An 18,488-nucleotide genomic window follows, 5' to 3' on the forward strand; every position below is an offset into this window, starting at 1 on the left:
CGCATCGCCGGCGATGCCGTGCCGCGCCACGCGTGCGGCAGCCTTGACCACGCGAAAGGGTAATCCGTGGGAGCACCACGAAGAACACGGTCACGATCGACCGTCGCCACCGTCGTCGCCGCCCTGTCCGCCCTCGTCGTCGCCGTGCTCGTCGTCTCCCCCGCGTCCGCGCACGGGGCGCCGATGGTCCCGGGCAGCCGCACCTACCTGTGCTGGAAGGACGGCCTGACCTCGAGCGGCGGCATCGTCCCCAACAACCCGGCCTGCGCGGCCGCGGTCGCCCAGAGCGGGACGAACGCGCTCTACAACTGGTTCGCCGTCCTGCGCTCGGACGGCGCGGGCCGCACGTCGGGCTTCATCCCGGACGGCAAGCTGTGCAGCGGCGCCGCGGTCGTCTACGACTTCAGCGGCTTCGACCTGGCACGAGCCGACTGGCCGGTGACGCACCTGACCTCCGGCGCGACACTGCGGTTCACGTACAACAAGTGGGCGGCCCACCCCGGCTCGTTCCGCTCGTACATCACCAAGGACTCGTGGAGCCCGACCAGGCCGCTCGCCTGGAACGACCTCGAGTCCACGCCCTTCTCCAGCGTCACCGACCCACCGAGCGTCGGCTCCCCCGGCAACGAGGACGCGTACTACTACTGGAACGCCACGCTGCCGTCGGGCAAGAGCGGCCGCCACATCATCTACACCGTGTGGCAGCGGTCGGACAGCAACGAGACGTTCTACAGCTGCTCAGACGTCGTGTTCGACGGCGGCTCCGGCGAGGTGACCGGGGTGGGACCGGGCGGCTCGACCCCCTCCCCCAGCCCGTCGGCCAGCCCCTCCACGAGCCCCAGTCCCTCCGCGTCGCCGAGCCCCTCGACGTCTCCGGGAACGGGCGGCTGCACCGCGACGTACGCGATCACGAACCAGTGGCAGGGCGGCTTCCAGGGCGAGGTGACGGTGCACAACGCCGGGACCTCGTCGATCGGGGGCTGGACGGTCGGCTGGACACTCCCGTCCGGCCAGACGATCACCCAGGTCTGGAACGGCATCGGCAACCAGGCGGGCGCCTCGGTGACGGTGAAGAACGAGAGCTACAACGGCTCCCTGGCCCCGAACGCCTCGACGACGTTCGGCTTCCTGGGCAACGCCTCGGGCACCGTGACCGCTCCTTCGAGCGTCACCTGTACGGCGGCCTGACCGCCTGACGGAGGCGCGGGGACCCGGGACGGGCGCGAGACCGCTCCCGGGTCCCTCAGGCCGTCAGCTCGGCGGCGCGGGAGCGGGCCCACTCGTCCGCCGCCAGCACCTCTTCCACCGTGGACGCCTGGCCGGTCACGTGCTCGGACACCACCTGGGCGACCGTGTCCACGATCCCGGGGAACGGCAGCGCACCCTTCAGGAACGCCTCCACGCACACCTCGTTGGCCGCGTTGTAGACGGCGGGGGCCGTACCGCCCTGGGCGCCGACCTGGCGGGCCAGCGAGACGGCCGGGAACGCCTCGTCGTCGAGCGGCTCGAAGGTCCAGGTGTGCGCCCGGGTCCAGTCGACGGGGAACGCCGCGCCGGGCACACGCTCCGGGTACCCCAGGGCCAGCGAGATCGGCAGCCGCATGTCGGGCGGGCTCGCCTGCGCGATCGTCGAGCCGTCCACGAACTCGACCATCGAATGGATCACCGACTGCGGGTGGACCACGACGTCGATGCGGTCGAACCCGATGTCGAAGAGCAGATGCGCCTCGATCACCTCAAGGCCCTTGTTGACCAGGGTGGCCGAGTTGATCGTGATCACCGGCCCCATGTTCCAGGTCGGGTGGTCGAGCGCCATCTCGGGCGTGACGTCCCACAGCTCCGTGCGCTTCCTGCCACGGAACGGCCCGCCGCTCGCCGTGACGACGAGCCGCCGCACCGTCCGCGCGTCCGCTCCCGACGGACCGGCCGCCCACAGGCACTGCGCGAGCGCCGAGTGCTCCGAGTCGACCGGGAGGATCTGGCCCGGCTTGGCCAGCCGCTTGACGAGCGGCCCGCCGACGATCAGCGACTCCTTGTTGGCCAGGGCCAGGTCCCGGCCCGCCTCCAGTGCGGCCAGCGTCGAGGTCAGGCCGAGCGCGCCGGTGATCGCGTTCAGCACGATGGGCCGGTCTCCCTCGTCCGCGCCGCCGGACGGCCACGCGGCGACCTCGGCCACCCCCTCGGCGCCCGCGAGGACCGTGGGCGCCGCTCCGTGCGCGGCCAGCGCCTCCTTGAGTGCCGGTACGACCGACGGGTCGGCGACGGCCACGGCCTCCGCGCGGAACTCGGCGGCCTGGCGGGCGAGCAGCCCGACCCGACCTCCGCCTGCGGCGAGCGCGGTGATCCGGAGCCTCTCGGGGTTCCGGGCGATGACGTCGAGTGCCTGGGTGCCGACGGAGCCGGTGGAGCCGAGAAGGACGACGGGGCGCGGGCTGCATTCAGGAGTCATCGTCCCATTGTCCCGCCATCGCCGTCGCCCGGGACGTCAGGGGAACGAAGGCGCGGCGACGCACCGATGTTCACCAAAAGTAGCGACAGAAATACAATGCGTAGTGCAAAATCGCGTTTCATGACCCCGAGCCTCATCCTCTTCACCATCTCCACCCTCGTCGCCGAGCTTCTCGGGTCGCCCGCCCCGGCGAGCCCGCCCGCCGGCGTCGTCGATCACACCGCGGCCGCCGCGCCCGCCGCGTACTGGACGCCCGAGCGGATGGCCGGGGCGCTCCCGATCGACCTGCTCTCCTCCACCGTCGCGCGCGTCGGCGCGCTCGCGGAGCGGCTGGTCTCCCCGCGGTCCGTCCCGCTCAGCGCGGTGCGCCCGCTGGGCGTGGACCAGCGGACGATCGTCCGGCGCTCCGCCGTCGGCAGCCCGGCGAGCATGGCGGTGAACACGGCGACCAGAGGCACCCCGTGGCCCGGCGGCGGGGCCATCACGACGACCGTCGGCCGGGTGTTCCTCACGCTGAGCGGTGTCGACTTCGTCTGCTCGGGCACCGCGGTGCGCAGCGCCAACAGAGACGTCGTGGCGACCGCCGGCCACTGCGTCAAGGACGGCACGGGCGCCTGGGCGGACAACTGGACGTTCGTCCCCGGCTACGAGGCGGGGCGGCGGCCGTACGGCAGCTACCCGGCGCGGCGGATGTTCGTCGCCGGGCCGTGGGCGCGGGACGCGAACGACGGCTACGACGTCGGCATGGTGGCGGTGAGCAACCGCGGGGGGCGGCACCTCGCGGACGCGGTCGGGGCCCAGACCATCGGCTGGAACGCCGCGCGCGGCCGGCAGACGTACACCTTCGGATTCCCGGCGGACCCGCCCTACAACGGCGAGCACCTGCTCTACTGCGCCGGCATGCCGTCCGACGACCCGTACAAGAAGACCCAGGACCAGGGGCTGAAGTGCGATCTCACGGCCGGGGCGAGCGGGGGCCCGTGGTTCAGCGGCTTCGACCCCGTGACCGGCCAGGGCCAGCTGACCTCGGTGAGCAGCTTCAAGTACAGCAACGACACCGGCAGCATGTACGGCCCGTATTTCGGCGACGAGGTCAAGCAGGTCTTCGACACCGCCCAGCGGGCGTGAGCAGCGGGCGGAGAAGAGACGGGCTCGGCGTGCCGCGCCTGGAGATCGGGCGGATCTCCATGAAGGATCTCCAGGCGCGTTTCCCGAGATCTAGAGGGTCACGCCGGTGATGACCATGACCTTCTCGTAGGTGAAGTCGTTCATCGCGGAGAGCACGCCCTCGCGGCCCACACCCGACTGCTTCACCCCGCCGTACGGCATCTGGTCGGCGCGGAACGACGGGACGTCGCCGATGACCACACCGCCGACCTCCAGCTCGCGGTTGGCCCGGAACGCGATGTCGAGGTTCCGGGTGAAGATGCCCGCCTGCAGGCCGTACTTGGAATCGTTGACGGCGGCGAACGCCTCATCCACCGAGGCCACCGGCTGGATGATCATGACGGGGCCGAAGACCTCCTCGCAGGCCAGCTTGGCGTCCGCGGGGACGTCGGCGAGCACGGTCGGGGCCACCGCCGCGCCGTCCCTGGTGCCGCCGGCGAGCACGCGGGCGCCGCCCTCGACGGCCTCCTTCACCCACTGCTCGACCCGCTCGGCGGCGGCGACCGACACGAGCGGCCCCACCTGGGTCTTCTCGTCGGATGGGTCGCCGGTGACGAGGGCGTCCACGGCGGCGAGAAGCTTCTCGGTGAACGGCGCGAGCACCGACTCCTCGACGATCACGCGCTGCACGGAGATGCAGCTCTGCCCGGCCTGGTAGTTGGAGAACAGCGCCGCCCGCGCCGCGGCCCAGTCGAGGTCGGCGTCGGCCAGCACGACCGCGGCGCCGTTGCCGCCCAGCTCAAGCGTGACGTGCTTGCGCGGGACCTGATCCATGAGGGCGTAGCCCACGGGGCCGGAGCCGGTGAAGGAGACGACCGGCAGGCGGGGGTCCTCGACGAGCGTGCCGGCCTGATCGTTGGGCACGGGCAGCACGGAGAACATGCCCTCGGGCAGGTTCGTCTCGGCCAGGATCTCGCCGAGCACCAGCGCGGACAGCGGCGTCGCCGGGGCGGGCTTGACGATGAACGGGGCGCCGACGGCGATGGCCGGGGCGACCTTGTGGGCGACCAGGTTCAGCGGGAAGTTGAACGGCGTGATCGCGAGCACCGGGCCGTGCGGCACGCGCGAAACGTAGGCGATGCGGCCCTGGGCGGCGGGCTCGGTGTCGAGGCGCTGGACGGCGCCGCTGAACCGGCGGGCCTCCTCGGCGGCGAACCGGAACGTGGAGATCGCCCGGTTGACCTCGCCGCGGGCCCAGAAGATGGGCTTGCCGTTCTCACCGCTGATCAGCTGCGCGATCTCCTCGGCGCGCTCGGCGAGGCGGCGCGCGACGTGGGAGAGCGCGTCGGCGCGGACGTGGATGGGCAGCGCCGCCGCCTGCTTGCGCACGGCGTCCGCGGCGGCGACGGCCTGCTCGACCTGCTCGGCCGTCGGCACGGAGTAGACGCCGACGACGCGGCCGTCATGGGAGTTGGTCACCTCCAGCTCGGCGTCTCCCGTCGCGGGACGACCGGCCAGCCAGAAGGGGATCGGTGAGGTGGCGTTCGCGCTGCTGTCCATGCCGACGACGCTATGCGAACCGGTGGGGGACGGCCCTACTCCGGGGCGCACAATCACCGGGCCATGACTGGCCAATGTGGACAACACCCTGCCACCACGCTATGTCACAGATATGGCGCGATTTCGTGATGAATTCAGTTTCGGAGCGGTTTGAAAGCGCAACGGCATGGTTAAGTCTCAACCGGGTCCGTCACGGACCCCATCGATGGAAGGGCTCGTCGCTGATGGGTACGCCGGCGCCTCTGGGACTTCAGGGCGCCTACGCCCTCGGGCAGCGTAGTAATAACGACGAGCTGCGCACCCGGCTCCTCGACGTCGCGAGCAAGCTGCTCGCCACCACCGGCCCGGAGAGCCTCACCGTCCGCAGGATCGCGGCGGAGGCCGGCTGCTCGACGACCGTGATCTACACGATGTTCGGCAGCAAGGAGGGGTTGGCCGAGGCGCTCTACCTCGAAGGGTTCGAGCGGTTTCGCCGCCGCCTGGCCGCCGTCCCGCCGCGCGCCGACCCGCTCGAGTTCCTCGTCGCGCTCGGGCCCGCATACCGGGAGGCCGCGCTCGCCGATCCCGGGTACTACAGCCTGATGTTCGAGCAGGCGATCCCCGGTTTCGCACCGAGCGAGCGGGCGAGGACGCTGGCCCGCGCCGCGCTGAACATCCTCGACCGGGTGATCGCGGACTGCATCGCCGCCGGGTATCTCATCCCCACCCAGCCCAGGAAGATCGCCGACGCGGTGTGGGCGGCCGCCCAGGGAGCGCTCAGCTTGGAGCGTGCCGGGCACCTGCGCGACACCAAGACGTACGAGACCGTGACCACCGCCACGATCACCTCTTTCCTGGCCCGCCGGCCCGACGAGCCGCGGTCGTCCCGCTGACCTCGTCCGGCCCCGTCAGGCGAGGTCAGGCGGATCCGTAGCTGAGCGCGATCCACAGCTCGGCGCGCGCGGCGGGATCGTCGAGGTCCCGCCCGAGCAGCTCGCTCACCCGCTTCATGCGGTAGCGCAGCGTGTGCCGGTGGACGCCGAGCCGCTGCGCGGCCGCATCCCAGTGCCCGTTGCAGGCGAGGTACGCCCGGAGCGACTCGATGAGATCGGCGCGCGAGCCGTACTCGCGCAGCGGCGCGAGCAGCGCGGCGGAGAACGCCGCGGCGGCGGCCGGGTCGAGCAGGGAGAGCACACCCTGTCCGGCCAGCTCGGGGAACCGGGCGATCGGAGCGGCCGACGCCAGCGCGCGTTCCGCCTGGTCGAGCCCCAAGGCCAGCTCCGCGTACGCCACCGGCCCGCTGGCGCCGACCCGTCCCCGCCGGGCCACCCGCGCGATCACGCCCTCGGCCTCCGCCTGGCCGGCCAGCGTCACGGTCAGCCCCCCGTACGGGAAGCCGTGGGCGAGAGGCTCGTCGGTGTCGCAGGCGAGGACGACGAACGGCTCGGCGGGCAGCTCCTCGCCCATCGCGGCGACGGTCTCGCCCGCCGCCGCGCGCTCCCCCGCGAGCAGCAGCCGCAGCACGGCGGCGCGCACCCGCCGCTCGGCCGCCCGCTGCTCGCGCCCCTGCTCCAGCCCGAGAGTCAGCAGCGATCCGGCCGCGTTGACGACGGTGTGGCCGACGGGGGTGAACGGCCGCGCGGAGCCCACCGCGAAGAAACCGCGACGACCGAGCGGCTGCACGATCACGTGCTCGCCCGGCACGGACAGGGCGATGCTGGAGGGAGCTCCGGGGGCGCGCAGCCGCGCCAGCTCCGGCTCCAGCGCGTGGGCCCGCGCGGCCGGCTGTCCCGTGCGCGCGGCGTGGCGCACCGCCCCGGCGGGGTCGAGGAGCAGCGCCCAGCCGTCGATCTCGCGGGCGAGCCGCTCGATCACGGCGCTCATGCCCTCCGGCTGGAGCGCGGCCCTGGTGAGCCGGCCCTGAGCGGCGAACGCGCGGCTGATCTCCTCGTACTGCTCGGCCGCGAGCAGCTCGCTGACCGCCTTGCCGATCGCGATGAACGGGGTGTCCCTCGGCACCTTGATGAGCGGAAGCCCGGCCACGGCCGCCGCCTCGACCAGTTCGGCAGGCACATCCTCGTGGGACAGGCCGACGCCGAAACCGAGCCCGGTGACGCCCCTGGCGACCAGCCGCGACACGTACGGCAGGGCGTTACCGGCGTCGAGCCGCATGCCGGTGGTGAGGACCAGCTCTCCGCCCTCAAGGAAGGGTGTGGGATCCTCGAGCTCGCTCACCGCCACCCAGCGGACCTGCCGGTCGAGCGCCGCCGCGCCCGCCAGGACCTCCAGATGGAGCGGGGCCATCGCCGTCACTCTGCGCAGCGTCGGCGCCATGTCGTCCTCGACTTATCCACCTGGTACAAACGAACATCACCATTGTGCCACGGCGACACATCGGCAGGCCGGGACGTGGGCCGTACCGTCGATGGCATGAGCACTGCCCCGCACGGCGGCCCCGGACTTCCCCAGGAGCGCCGCCTCGTCACCGAGATCCCCGGCCCCAAGTCGCGCGAGCTGTTCTCGCGCAAGCAGTCCGCCGTGCCCTCCGGCGTCGGCACGACTCTGCCCGTCTTCATCACCCAGGCCGGCGGCGGCGTGGTCGTGGACGTGGACGGCAACTCCCTGATCGACTTCGGTTCGGGCATCGCCGTGACGAGCGTCGGCAACGCCGCGCCGCGCGTCGTCGAGCGGGTCCAGAAGCAGGTCGCCGACTTCACCCACACCTGTTTCATGGTCACGCCGTACGAGTCGTACGTCGCGGTGTGCGAGAAGCTCAACGCGCTCACCCCCGGCGACCACGAGAAGCGCACGTTCCTGGTGAACAGCGGCGCCGAGGCCGTCGAGAACGCCGTCAAGGTCGCCAGGAACGCGACCGGCCGCCAGGCGGTCGTCGTGTTCGACCACGGCTACCACGGCCGGACGCTGCTCACGATGACGCTGACCGCCAAGAACATGCCGTACAAGAACGGGTTCGGGCCGTTCGCTCCCGAGGTGTACCGGGCGCCGCTGGCCTACCCCTTCCGTTGGCCGACCGGTCCGGAGAACTGCGCCGACGAGGCCGCCGCCCAGGCGATCGACATGATCACCAAGCAGATCGGCGCCGAGAACGTCGCCGCCGTGGTCATCGAGCCGATCGCCGGTGAGGGTGGCTTCATCGAGCCGGCGCCCGGCTTCCTGCCCAAGATCGTCGAGTTCTGCAAGGCCAACGGCATCGTCTTCATCGCCGACGAGGTGCAGACGGGCTTCGCCCGCACCGGCGACATGTTCGCCTGCGAGCACGAGGGCATCGTCCCGGACATCATCGTCACGGCCAAGGGCATCGCGGGCGGCCTCCCGCTGGCGGCCGTGACCGGCCGGGCCGAGCTGCTCGACGCCGTCCACGGCGGCGGCCTCGGCGGCACGTACGGCGGCAACCCGCTCGCCTGCGAGGCGGCGCTCGGCGTGCTGGAGACCATCGAGGAGGAGAAGCTCGTCGAGCGCGCCGCGCACATCGGCGAGGTCATGCTCTCCCGCCTCAACGCGTTCAAGGAGCGCTTCGAGATCGTCGGCGAAGCCCGCGGCCGGGGCGCCATGGTCGCGATCGAGCTGGTGCAGCCCGGCGGCAAGGAGCCGAACGCGGCCGCCACCGCCGAGATCGCGCGCCGGTGCCACGCCGAGGGCCTGCTCGTGCTGACCGCCGGCACGTACGGGAACGTCCTGCGTTTCCTGCCGCCGCTCGTCATCTCCGACGAGCTGCTGGAGGAGGGCCTGTCCATTCTGGAGAAGGCCATCGCCGCGGTCGCGTAGGAAGCAAGGTTTACGGGGGACACCCGGCTTCACGCCGGGTGTCCCTTTTGTTGTTATACGGTCTGCCACATGCCTGCGATTTAACCCGTGCTTGGCATCTCCCTAATCGATCACACGACGTAACCGCGTTATAACGGTTCGGGTATGCGAAGGGGGAACGCGATGGGGTGGGATCCGAAAGGGGCCGGAAGGCTCGTGCCGACGTTCGACCCCGCGGGCCTGACCGCGACCCAACTCGAAGGTGACGCCTGCGTGGTGTGCCACAAGAAATGGCCGCGACCCCGGGTTCTGGTGGGCCGGCTTCCCGACGACGCGCCCGTCCACGCGTGCGACGACTGCGCCGAGGCGCTGCTGCCCGTCCCGGAGGGCGCGATTCCGCTCCAGCGCCGCAGCCGGGCGTTCTCCTGAGCGCTCCCCGAAGGCCGGAGATCAGCCCACGAGGCGCTTCCAGCGCTCGACCCACTGGCCATAGGGCACGCACACCCCGTCCCCGCCCGCGCAGTTCTTCGCCGGGCGCGAGGCGAAGTGAACATCGTCGAACGACTCGTCGTCCGCGCAGATCCGCCGCGTACGGCCGGCGCACGCCTCGCTGTTGGCCGGGGCCAGCCCCACCCACTCGGCCGCGTCCTTCTGCACCGTCACCGAGCTGACCCAGTCGAGCCACTCGTACGCGCACGAGGGGTGGGCGGCCGCCGAGGAGACCATCCATGCGTCGGCCCAGCCGGTCACCGGCCCGCTCGCCGCCTTCACCGGCCGACCGCCTCGGGCCAGCACGTCCCGCTGGTACGGCGTGCCCTGGGCGAGCCGTACGGACCCGGAGGCGAACCCCTGGACGACCTCGATGGGGTCACGCCAGTAGACGCGGCCGGCCGGCTTCCCACGGGACAGCAGCTTGACCGCGTCGTCGAGCTGGGACGGCGTGAGCTGGAAGGGGTCCTCGATGTCGGCTCCGCGCCGCTTCAGCACGAGGGCGGCGTCGGCGATCGTCAGCGGGCTGTCCTTGAGCATGACCTTGCCGGTGCCGCCGTAGAGTGCCGCCGCCGTCCTCGGCCCCTCCTTGGAGGAGTCGTAGAGGACCTCGTTGACCCCCCACAGGTACGGCACGCCGTACGCGTCGCCCTTACGCGTTTCCAGCCGGCGCAGCCGCTTGGGGATGTCATGGTAGGCCGCGATCAGCGAGGTGTTCAGCGGGGCGACGGAGCCTTCGTCGATCAGCTTGCCCGCCACCTCGGGTGGGGCGGCGACCACGTCGAACGAGCCGGGGTCGAGCGGCCGCGCCCCGGCGGCCGCCGCGGCGGTGTCGTAGGTGCGCAGGTTCACCTTGCAGCCGGTCCTCGCCTGGAACGGCGTCACCCAGTTGACCTTGGGGTCGGTGCCGCCCCATTCGACGTATCCGGGGAGCGCGAGGACGTTGACCGCGCCCTCCCCCGGTCCTGTCGAGGCGATCGGCGTGGGGGTCTTCTCCGGTTTGGACGGCGTGGCCGAGGTGGGGCTCGGCGACGGGCCGGTCGCGCGCGCCCGCGGCACGGCCCCGGATCCGACCGCCGGGGTCCCCGCTCCCTGGGAATGCGGCGTCGCCGTGGCTGTCGCCGTCGTGGTGGCGGTCGTGGTGACAGTCGTGGTGGCGGGGCTGGTCGCGGGGGTGGTCGCGGCCATCCCGGCCGTCGTCGGCTCCGTTGCGCCGCAGGCCGCGGCGAGCAGTCCGATGAGGGCGATGGCGGCGCACGGCGCGGCGGTGCGCGGGCGCCGGGGGGCGCGGGCGGGGTGGGCACGACGGGAAGGGCGGGCAGGACGGATCGCCACTCGGACCCCCTTAGGAAACGGACGTCCCGAGCCTACTGGCGCGGCGGCGGGACGACCCCGTTCGCGCGCCGCCGTCCCGTCCCGCCTTCCCTGAGGCCGCCCCTCAGACCGTGGTGAGCGCCTCGCGCGCGGGCCCCTCGTCGGCTCTGGCCTTGATGCGGTGCCGTACGACGAGGCCGAAGACGGCGACGAGCAGACCGCAAACGCCGGCGACCACGAACGGCCCCGCGGGACGCCACGCGTCGTGGAGTGCCCCGCCCAGCGCCGAGATGATCATGACGCCGAGGGCGCCGCAGAGCGTGTGCACCCCGAACGCCGTCCCTCGCACCGCGGCGGGAACCTGCTGCGCCAGCATGGGCCCCGCGGTCGTGATGCCGGCGATCTCGCCGATGCCGATGAGCACGGCGACGATCATCATGCCCGGGCCGAGGGGATCGCTGACGAGCAGCGTCGACAGGTAGGCGCCCGCGCCGATGAACTGGGCCAGGATGAGCAGGTCCTCGCGGCGCATGCGGTCGCCCAGCCAGCCGAAGAGGGGCGCGAACACCAGCGCGACGGTCTGCGAGATGCCGACCACCGCACCCGCCTTCGCCAGCGCCTCGGCGCTCGACAGCCCGCCTTCGGCGGTCGCGTACTTGACGATCCAGAGCGACAGGAAGCTCACGACGATGGCGAGGTCGGCGCGCGCGACGAACGAGGCGGCGTAGGAGAGCGCGACGCCGGGATCGCGTCCGAGCACGAGCCCTTCGCGGACCAGGCGGGCCAGCGGCGTGCGCTCGGTGGTGGCCGCGGCGGGAACCCGGGAGAGCGTCGCCCAGAGGAGGCCGGCCACGAGCAGGATGCCCGCCGCGATCAGCAGGAACGACACCCGGGTCGCCGCCACCGGATCCAGGCCGCGCTTCTCCATGGTCTGCGGCAGTTTGGCCACGACCAGCACCGCGATCAGCGCGCCGAGCCCGCCGAAGACGCCGATGAGCCCGTACGACTTGCCGCGCGACCGTTCACGCACGTAGTCGATGGCGATCGTCGAGAGCATGGCGTTGATGGCCGCGACACCCAGCCCGAAGATCACCCTCAGGGCGACGAGGACGGTGGTGTTGCCGGCGAAGGGGAACAGCAGGGCACCGATCGCGCACAATGCCAGACCGCCGACCACGATGAGGCGGCGGCCGAATCGGTCGGCGAGCGCGCCGTACCAGGCCAGGCTGAGGATCATCGCGAGCTCGGCGGACGAGGTCAGCAGGCCGACGATCGTGCCCTGCTCCGACTCGGGCACGCCGAGGATGGTGGTGAGGATGTGCGGCTGGGTCGACGGCAGGAAGGAGACGACTGCCGTCCCCGCGGTCGCGAGGAACAGCAGAGCCCGCATGTTTCCTTTGGAGATGCCGTCCGCAAGCTGTGCGCCCAGCACGCGAGGCGGGGAAGTCACGGACCCGATCATGGCACCACAAAACCCCGATAAGCTAGCTTTTCCTCAGATATCCAGATATCTCAGCTTTTCCAGTGAATTCAGCCCGGTACGCGGCGCGCGAGGATCAGCGATGAATAGGGGACGTGATGGGCGTCGAGTTTGATCCGAATACTCCCAATGCGGCACGGATGTACGACTATTACCTGGGCGGCAAGGACAACTTCCCCTCCGACCGCGCGGCGGCCGAACAGGTCCTGCGCTACGTGCCGGAGATCCCGATCGGGATCAGGGAGAACCGCGCCTTCCTGCAGCGCGCGGTGCGGTTCCTCGCCGAACAGGGCGTCCGCCAGTTCCTCGACATCGGCGCCGGCCTGCCCACCCAGCAGAACGTGCACCAGGTGGTCGCCGAGGTAGCCCCCGAGGCCCGTACGGTCTACGTGGACAACGACCCGCAGGTGCTCGTCCACGCCCGCGCCCTGCTGCAGGACAGCCCCCAGGTGGTCGTCGTGGAGGGCGACCTCCGGCAGCCGGGCGAGATCATGAACCACCCCGAGGTGCGCGGCCACCTGAACTTCGACGAGCCGATCGCCGTGCTGTTGCTGGCGATCGTCCACTTCATCCCGGACTCCGACGACCCCATCGGCATCATCGCCCAGATCCGGAGCGCGCTGCCCCCGGGCAGCCACATGGTCATCTCGCACGTGGCGGTGGACGAACGTCCCGAGTCCGCCCCTCCGGTCGAGGGCATCTACCGGAGCGCGTCCGCGCAGTTCGTGGCGCGCGTGTCCAGCGAGATCGAGCCGTTCTTCGACGGCCTGGACATGGTCGAGCCGGGCGTGGTCAATCTGCACGAGTGGCGGCCGGACAGCCCGGTGCTCGCGCCGCGCCTGGAGACGGTGAAGTCCTACTTCCTCTGCGGCGTCGGCAGCGTCAAGTAAGGCGACGCGCGCCGGGGCGTGTTCCCACGCCCCGGCGCGCGTCCGGCCGGTACGCCCCGTTACTTGTTGGTCGGGAAGCCGAGGTTCACGCCCCCGTGCGAGGGGTCGAGCCAGCGCGACGTCACGACCTTGCCCCGGGTGTAGAAGTGCACGCCCTCGGCGCCGTGGACATGCGTGTCGCCGAAGAGCGACGCCTTCCAGCCGCCGAAGCTGTAGAACGCCATCGGTACGGGGATCGGCACGTTGATGCCGACCATGCCGACCTCCACCTCGTTCTGGAAGCGCCGGGCCGCGCCGCCGTCATTGGTGAAGATCGCGGTGCCGTTGCCGTACTCGCCGGTGTTGATCAGCTCCAGGCCCTCCTCGTACGACTTGACCCGCACGACGGACAGGACCGGGCCGAAGATCTCCTCGCGGTGGACCCGGGAGTTGGCCGGGACATGGTCGAGCACGGTGGGGCCGAGCCAGAAGCCCGGGGTCTGCGCGGCGGCCGCCCCGCCCTGGACGGGCGTCTCGCGGCCGTCGACCACGAGCTTGGCGCCCTCCTCCAGGCCGAGGTCGATGTAGGAGGCCACCTTGTCGCGGTGGACCTCGGTGACCAGCGGGCCCATCTCGGACGTCGGCTGGTCGCCGGGGCCGATGGTGAGCTTCCCGACCCGCTCGACGATCTTGCTCACCAGCTCGTCGCCGACCGGGTCCACGGCGAGCACGACGGAGATCGCCATGCACCGCTCGCCGGCCGAGCCGAAGCCCGCCGACACGGCCGAGTCCGCGACCAGGTCCAGGTCCGCGTCGGGCAGTACGAGCATGTGGTTCTTGGCGCCGCCCAGCGCCTGGACCCGCTTGCCGTGCGCGGTCCCCGTCTCGTACACGTACCGGGCGATCGGGGTCGAGCCGACGAAGGAGACGGCCGCGACGGAGGGGTGCTCAAGCAGCCGGTCGACGGCGACCTTGTCGCCCTGGACGACGTTGAACACGCCGTCGGGCAGGCCCGCCTGCTTCCACAGCTCGGCGATCAGCAGCGACGCGGAGGGGTCGCGCTCCGACGGCTTGAGGATGAACGTGTTCCCGCAGGCGATCGCCACGGGGAACATCCACATCGGCACCATCGCCGGGAAGTTGAACGGCGTGATCCCGGCGACCACGCCGAGCGGCTGCCGGATGGAGTACGAGTCCACGCGGGTGGAGACGTTCTCGGAGAAACCGCCCTTGAGCAGGTGCGGGATGCCGCAGGCGAACTCCACGACCTCGATGCCGCGGGCGACCTCGCCGAGCGCGTCGGAGTGCACCTTGCCGTGCTCGGCGCTGATCAGCGCGGCCAGCTCGTCACGGTTCCGGTCCAGCAGCTCGCGGAAGCGGAAGAGGATCTGGGCCCGCTTGACCAGCGACGCGTCGCGCCAGGCGGGGAACGCCGCCTTCGCCGCCTCGACGGCGGCGTCCACGTCCTCGATGGCCGCGAGCTCGACGGTGCCGCTGACCTCGCCCGTGGCCGGGTTGAAGATCTCGGAGGTGCGGCCCCCTCCGGAGACGCGGGTCCCGTTGATCCAGTGGTTAACGTGCTTCATCGTTGACGGTCTCCAGAGCGGTGATCATGATGTCCAGGCCCTCCCGGGCCTCGTCCTCGGTCAGGGTGAGCGGCGGGGCCATGCGGAGCGCGCTGCCCTGCAGGCCGCCCTTGCCGACGAGCAGACCGAGCTTGCGGGTCTCCTCCATGAAGCGGACGGCCAGCGCGGGGGCGGGCGCCTTCGTGCCCGGGTCCACGAGTTCGATCGCGAACATCAGGCCCTTGCCGCGGACCTCCTTGACGATCGGCAGCCGGGCCGCGGCCTCGCGCAGGCCGGAGATGATGATCTCGCCCGTCTTGGCGGCGTTGGCCTGCAGGTCGTTGTCGAGGACGTAGTCGAGGGTAGCCCTCGCCGCCGCCATCGAGATGGGGTTGCCGCCGAAGGTGGCCACGCCGAGCGCGTGCGGCCCGTCCATCAGGTCGCGCCGGGCGACGATGCCGCCGACCGCGAAGCCGTTGCCGAGCCCCTTGGCGAAGGTCATCATGTCGGGCGTCACGCCGTGGTTCTGGATGCCGAAGAACGCGGAGCCGGTCCGGCCCCAGCCGGTCTGGACCTCGTCGGAGATGAAGAGGATGCCCTCCTCGTCCAGGACCTCCTTGTACGCCGCGAACAGGCCGTCGGGGGCCATGGTGAAGCCGCCGACCCCCTGGATCGGCTCGGCGATCAGCGCCGCGACGTTGTTCGACACGCCGGTGGAGAGCACGTGCCGCAGGTCGTCGACGCAGGCCTCGATGTAGGCGGCGTCCGACATCCCGCGGAACTGGGCGAGGTGCCGGTCGGTTCCGTGCAGGAAGTGCACGTTGAGCGGCGAGAGCGAGTTGTTCTTCCACGACCGGTTGCTGGTGACGCTGATCGCGCCGAAGGAGCGGCCGTGGTAGCTCTGCCGCATGGCCAGGACCTGGTCCGACTTGCGCGCGTAGGTGGCGAGCAGCAGCGCGGTCTCGTTCGCCTCGGTGCCGGAGTTGGTGAAGAAGACCTTGGCGTCCTCGATGCCGGAAAGCTTGGCGATCTTCTCGGCCAGCTCGATCTGCCCGCGCAGCAGGTACGCCGTGGACGTGTGGACCACACCGGTGGCGAGCTGCCGCTCGACGGCCTCGCGCACCTCGGGCACGTCGTACCCGATCATGTTGGTCAGGATCCCGATGAAGAAGTCGAGGTAGCTCTTGCCGGAGGAGTCGACGACACGGTTGCCCTTGCCGCTGACGATCTCGAGGGGCTCTTCGTAGTTCAGGGCGAGCCAGTTGGGCATTACCGCGCGGTGGCGGGCAAGAAGGTCCGACATGGTGTCGAGTATCCCGCCTCGCGCCCTCCGCTCCCACCCGCACCATGTCGGCGTTCTCATGTTCTGCCTTACATGATGAAACCCCCGAAAAGACATCCGCATGTCCGGACAAATAGAGGTACGGCCGCCGGGGCGCAGCGGCCGTACCTCGGGTGAAGCGACGGATCAGGCCGGCGTACCCGCCGTGGGCGCCCCCGCGACGGGCGCATCGGCCGCCGGCGTCCCCGCCGCGGCCGAGCGGCGCAGCACCAGCAGCGCCACCACCGCGGCGGCCAGCGAGCAGCCGACCCCGACGAGGGAGCCGACGGACATGGCCGACACGAACGCCTCCTTGGCCGTGGCCACGATCGACGGATCTCCCAGAGCCAGCGCTCCGCTGATCGAGTCGCGCGCCGCCTCGGGCGCCGACTCCGGCATCGCCGCGGTGTACGCCCCGGCCAGCACGCTGCCGAGCACGGCCACCGACAGCGCCATACCGACCTGCTGGACGGTGTCGTTCAGCGCGGAGCCGACGCCCGCGTGCTCGGCCGGCACCGCGCCCATCAGCGTCGCGTACGCCGCGGGACCGGCGAGACCGCCGCCGACGCCCATGACGATCAGGCCGGTGATGAGCGTGCCGTACCCGCCGGTGAGCGTGGACAACACGCCGAACCCTGCGGCCATCACGAACAGGCCGACCACAATCAGCGTGCGGTTGCTGACCTTCTTGCCCAGCCCGGCGCCGAGCCCGTTGAACACGAGCGCGGCCACGACGTACGGCAGCAGCGCGAGCCCCGCGCGCATCGGCTCGTAGCCGAGCACGAACTGGAGGTACTGCGTGAGCGCCAGCATCAGCGCGCCCGAGCCGAAGGAAAGCAGCACGATGGAGAAGCAGGCGCCGCTGAACGACCGGTCGCGGAACAGCCCGAGCGGAAGCATGGGGTGCTCGGCCCTGCGCTCCCAGAACACGAACCCGGCGAGCGCGATCACCGCGACCGCGAGGGAGAGCGGGTCCAGGCCGTCGGTGGGCAGGACGATGACGACCCACACCAGGGCGGCCATGCCGACGACCGACAGGACGACGCCCACGGGGTCGATCTTCCGGGTCGAGCCGCGCGTCTCGGGCATCAGCACCACGGCGGCGATGACGGCGAGCGCGGCGATCGGCACGTTGAGCAGGAAGACCGAGCCCCAGTAGTAGTGCTGGAGGAGGAACCCGCCGATCGTCGGCCCCGCGATCACGCCGAGCATCGCGACCGAGCTCCAGGCGGCGATGGCCTTACGCCGCTCCGACTCGTCGAAGACGGTGATCAGGATCGACAGCGTGGACGGCATGATGAACGAGCCGCCGACGCCCATCAGCGCCCGCGCGCCGATGAGCTGCCACGGCTGCGCCGCGAGCATCGCCAGTACGGAGGCCCCGCCGAAGAAGACCAGGCCGACGATGAGCATCCGGCGCCGGCCGTACCGGTCGGAGAGGCTTCCCGCGGTGAGCAGCAGGCCCGCGAACACCAGAACGTACGAATCGATGATCCATTGAATGTCCGACGGACTGGCTCCCAGGTCCCGCATGAGCGCGGGGATCGCCAGGTTGAGCACGGTGTTGTCCACGACGAGGACAAGCAGGCTCAGGCAGAGAACGCCGAGGATCCACCACCGGCGCGGATGTGACATCGTTCTTCCCCTCGTACAGTGTGCGATTCAGATCGCACACTGTACGATAAACCTCGTACGCCGTGCGAGGAAATATCCTGTGATGATGTCAGCGAAGCCCTTCACCTCCGTCTGGACCCGGGAACGCAAGGGGCGGCGCGAGCAGGGGCTCAGCCGCGACCAGATCGTTCGCGCCGCCATCGAACTGCTCGACGCGGAGGGGCTCGACGCGCTGAGCATGCGCAAGCTCGGCGCCCGGCTCGGCGCGGGGGCGACCAGCCTCTACTGGCACGTCGCGAACAAGGACGAACTGCTCGAACTCGCCATGGACGAGGTCTACCGCGAGGTGCCGACACCCGTCGGGGCGAGCTGGCGCGAGACCGCGGGGGCCATCGCGTGGGGCCTGCGCGGGGCGATCCTCGCGCACCCGTGGTCCGTCGGGCTCATCGGAGTGCTGCCGGGCATCGGGCCGAACGCGCTGACGATGGTGGACCTGCTGGTCAAGGCCTGCAAGAAGGCCGGGTTCCAAGGCATCGACATCGACTTCGCCGTCGGGGCCGTCTCCGCGTACACCCTCGGCTCCGCCGTACCCGAGGCGGCGTGGCGCGGCATGGTGAACCGCGCGGGCGACTCCCCGTGCGAGGCCCAGAACGAGATGATGCCGACGATCGAGGGACTGGCGGTCGGGCACCCCGACCTCCTCAAGCAATACAAGGACTACACCGCCAGCGGCATCGATCCCTTGGTCGCGCGGCAGATCGCCTTCGACTATGGCCTGGTCGCACTGCTCGACGGCCTCGACGCGCGCCGGCCCGGCTCCGGCGCGGAAAAGCGTGGCGCGGAAAAGAGCGGCACGGAAGCCGGCGGCACCGAACAGGCCGGCGGAGAGCGGGCCGCTCAGGACCCGCCCAGGACCAGCCCTTAGTGGCGGAGACGCGGGTCGACTCCGCGTCATCCTGTCAGGCTGGCCCGCATC

At 71.2% G+C, this 18,488-nt stretch carries 15 protein-coding genes; 7 read left to right on the forward strand and 8 right to left on the reverse strand.

Translation table 11 applies throughout. The annotated features are described in order from the left end of the window. The first annotated feature begins 66 nt into the window (after nt 1-66). Complete coding sequence (locus tag ACQP1V_RS35765; protein ID WP_433414874.1) at nt 67-1,188, forward strand: lytic polysaccharide monooxygenase; 1,122 nt, start codon at nt 67-69, stop codon at nt 1,186-1,188. A 55-nt stretch (nt 1,189-1,243) separates the two neighbouring features. On the opposite strand, the gene dxr is transcribed toward ACQP1V_RS35765, so the two are convergent. Further along, nucleotides 1,244-2,449, reverse strand: a complete 1,206-nt coding sequence (dxr, locus tag ACQP1V_RS35770; RefSeq protein ID WP_067133042.1) for a 1-deoxy-D-xylulose-5-phosphate reductoisomerase — start codon at nt 2,447-2,449, stop codon at nt 1,244-1,246. Nucleotides 2,450-2,569: 120 nt separating this feature from the next. Between dxr and ACQP1V_RS35775 the strand changes: the two genes are divergently transcribed. Further along, entirely contained in the window at nt 2,570-3,577 is a 1,008-nt protein-coding gene (locus tag ACQP1V_RS35775; protein WP_433414876.1) for a trypsin-like serine peptidase, read from the forward strand. Nucleotides 3,578-3,667: 90 nt separating this feature from the next. On the opposite strand, the gene ACQP1V_RS35780 is transcribed toward ACQP1V_RS35775, so the two are convergent. Further along, nucleotides 3,668-5,116 carry an aldehyde dehydrogenase family protein gene (locus ACQP1V_RS35780; protein ID WP_433414878.1) on the reverse strand — a complete coding sequence of 483 codons (1,449 nt, stop codon included), beginning with the start codon at nt 5,114-5,116 and terminating at the stop codon, nt 3,668-3,670. A gap of 224 nt (nt 5,117-5,340) precedes the next feature. On the opposite strand from ACQP1V_RS35780, the gene ACQP1V_RS35785 reads away from it, so the two are divergent. Continuing rightward, complete coding sequence (locus ACQP1V_RS35785; RefSeq protein ID WP_433414880.1) at nt 5,341-5,988, forward strand: TetR/AcrR family transcriptional regulator; 648 nt, start codon at nt 5,341-5,343, stop codon at nt 5,986-5,988. Between the two features lie 25 nt (nt 5,989-6,013). Here the strand turns inward: ACQP1V_RS35785 and ACQP1V_RS35790 are convergent, their stop codons facing one another. Further along, entirely contained in the window at nt 6,014-7,429 is a 1,416-nt protein-coding gene (locus ACQP1V_RS35790) for a PucR family transcriptional regulator (protein ID WP_433414882.1), read from the reverse strand. Nucleotides 7,430-7,525: 96 nt separating this feature from the next. Between ACQP1V_RS35790 and gabT the strand changes: the two genes are divergently transcribed. Together gabT and ACQP1V_RS35800 are read left to right on the forward strand one after the other, a co-directional pair. After that, nucleotides 7,526-8,881, forward strand: a complete 1,356-nt coding sequence (gabT, locus tag ACQP1V_RS35795) for a 4-aminobutyrate--2-oxoglutarate transaminase (RefSeq protein WP_387417610.1) — start codon at nt 7,526-7,528, stop codon at nt 8,879-8,881. A gap of 195 nt (nt 8,882-9,076) precedes the next feature. Then, nucleotides 9,077-9,289: a hypothetical protein gene (locus tag ACQP1V_RS35800; protein ID WP_433414885.1), complete on the forward strand. Its 213-nt coding sequence runs from the start codon at nt 9,077-9,079 to the stop codon at nt 9,287-9,289. 21 nt (nt 9,290-9,310) lie between these two features. On the opposite strand, the gene ACQP1V_RS35805 is transcribed toward ACQP1V_RS35800, so the two are convergent. Beyond that, nucleotides 9,311-10,684 carry an extracellular solute-binding protein gene (locus tag ACQP1V_RS35805; RefSeq protein ID WP_433414887.1) on the reverse strand — a complete coding sequence of 458 codons (1,374 nt, stop codon included), beginning with the start codon at nt 10,682-10,684 and terminating at the stop codon, nt 9,311-9,313. A 103-nt stretch (nt 10,685-10,787) separates the two neighbouring features. Beyond that, on the reverse strand, nt 10,788-12,113 hold the full coding sequence (locus tag ACQP1V_RS35810; protein WP_433414888.1) for an MFS transporter: 1,326 nt from the start codon (nt 12,111-12,113) through the stop codon (nt 10,788-10,790). A 128-nt stretch (nt 12,114-12,241) separates the two neighbouring features. On the opposite strand from ACQP1V_RS35810, the gene ACQP1V_RS35815 reads away from it, so the two are divergent. Then, complete coding sequence (locus ACQP1V_RS35815; RefSeq protein WP_433414890.1) at nt 12,242-13,033, forward strand: SAM-dependent methyltransferase; 792 nt, start codon at nt 12,242-12,244, stop codon at nt 13,031-13,033. A 59-nt stretch (nt 13,034-13,092) separates the two neighbouring features. Here ACQP1V_RS35815 and ACQP1V_RS35820 read toward each other — a convergent pair whose 3' ends face one another. The 3 genes from ACQP1V_RS35820 to ACQP1V_RS35830 all read right to left on the reverse strand — a co-directional run bounded on the left by ACQP1V_RS35820 (nt 13,093) and on the right by ACQP1V_RS35830 (nt 17,533). Next, on the reverse strand, nt 13,093-14,598 hold the full coding sequence (locus tag ACQP1V_RS35820; RefSeq protein ID WP_433414892.1) for a CoA-acylating methylmalonate-semialdehyde dehydrogenase: 1,506 nt from the start codon (nt 14,596-14,598) through the stop codon (nt 13,093-13,095). Continuing rightward, nucleotides 14,585-15,880, reverse strand: coding sequence for an aspartate aminotransferase family protein (locus tag ACQP1V_RS35825; protein ID WP_387417615.1), 1,296 nt, complete (start codon nt 15,878-15,880; stop codon nt 14,585-14,587). The genes ACQP1V_RS35820 and ACQP1V_RS35825 overlap by 14 nt, the downstream gene beginning before the upstream one ends. Nucleotides 15,881-16,045: 165 nt before the next feature. Beyond that, on the reverse strand, nt 16,046-17,533 hold the full coding sequence (locus ACQP1V_RS35830; protein WP_433414894.1) for an MFS transporter: 1,488 nt from the start codon (nt 17,531-17,533) through the stop codon (nt 16,046-16,048). 85 nt (nt 17,534-17,618) lie between these two features. Here ACQP1V_RS35830 and ACQP1V_RS35835 point away from each other — a divergent pair, with 85 nt between their 5' ends. Next, on the forward strand, nt 17,619-18,437 hold the full coding sequence (locus ACQP1V_RS35835; RefSeq protein ID WP_433414896.1) for a TetR/AcrR family transcriptional regulator: 819 nt from the start codon (nt 17,619-17,621) through the stop codon (nt 18,435-18,437). The last annotated feature ends 51 nt before the right edge of the window (nt 18,438-18,488 follow it).

Origin of the sequence: Microtetraspora malaysiensis, from assembly GCF_050947145.1 — a bacterium.
Lineage (GTDB): Bacteria > Actinomycetota > Actinomycetes > Streptosporangiales > Streptosporangiaceae > Microtetraspora_A > Microtetraspora_A malaysiensis.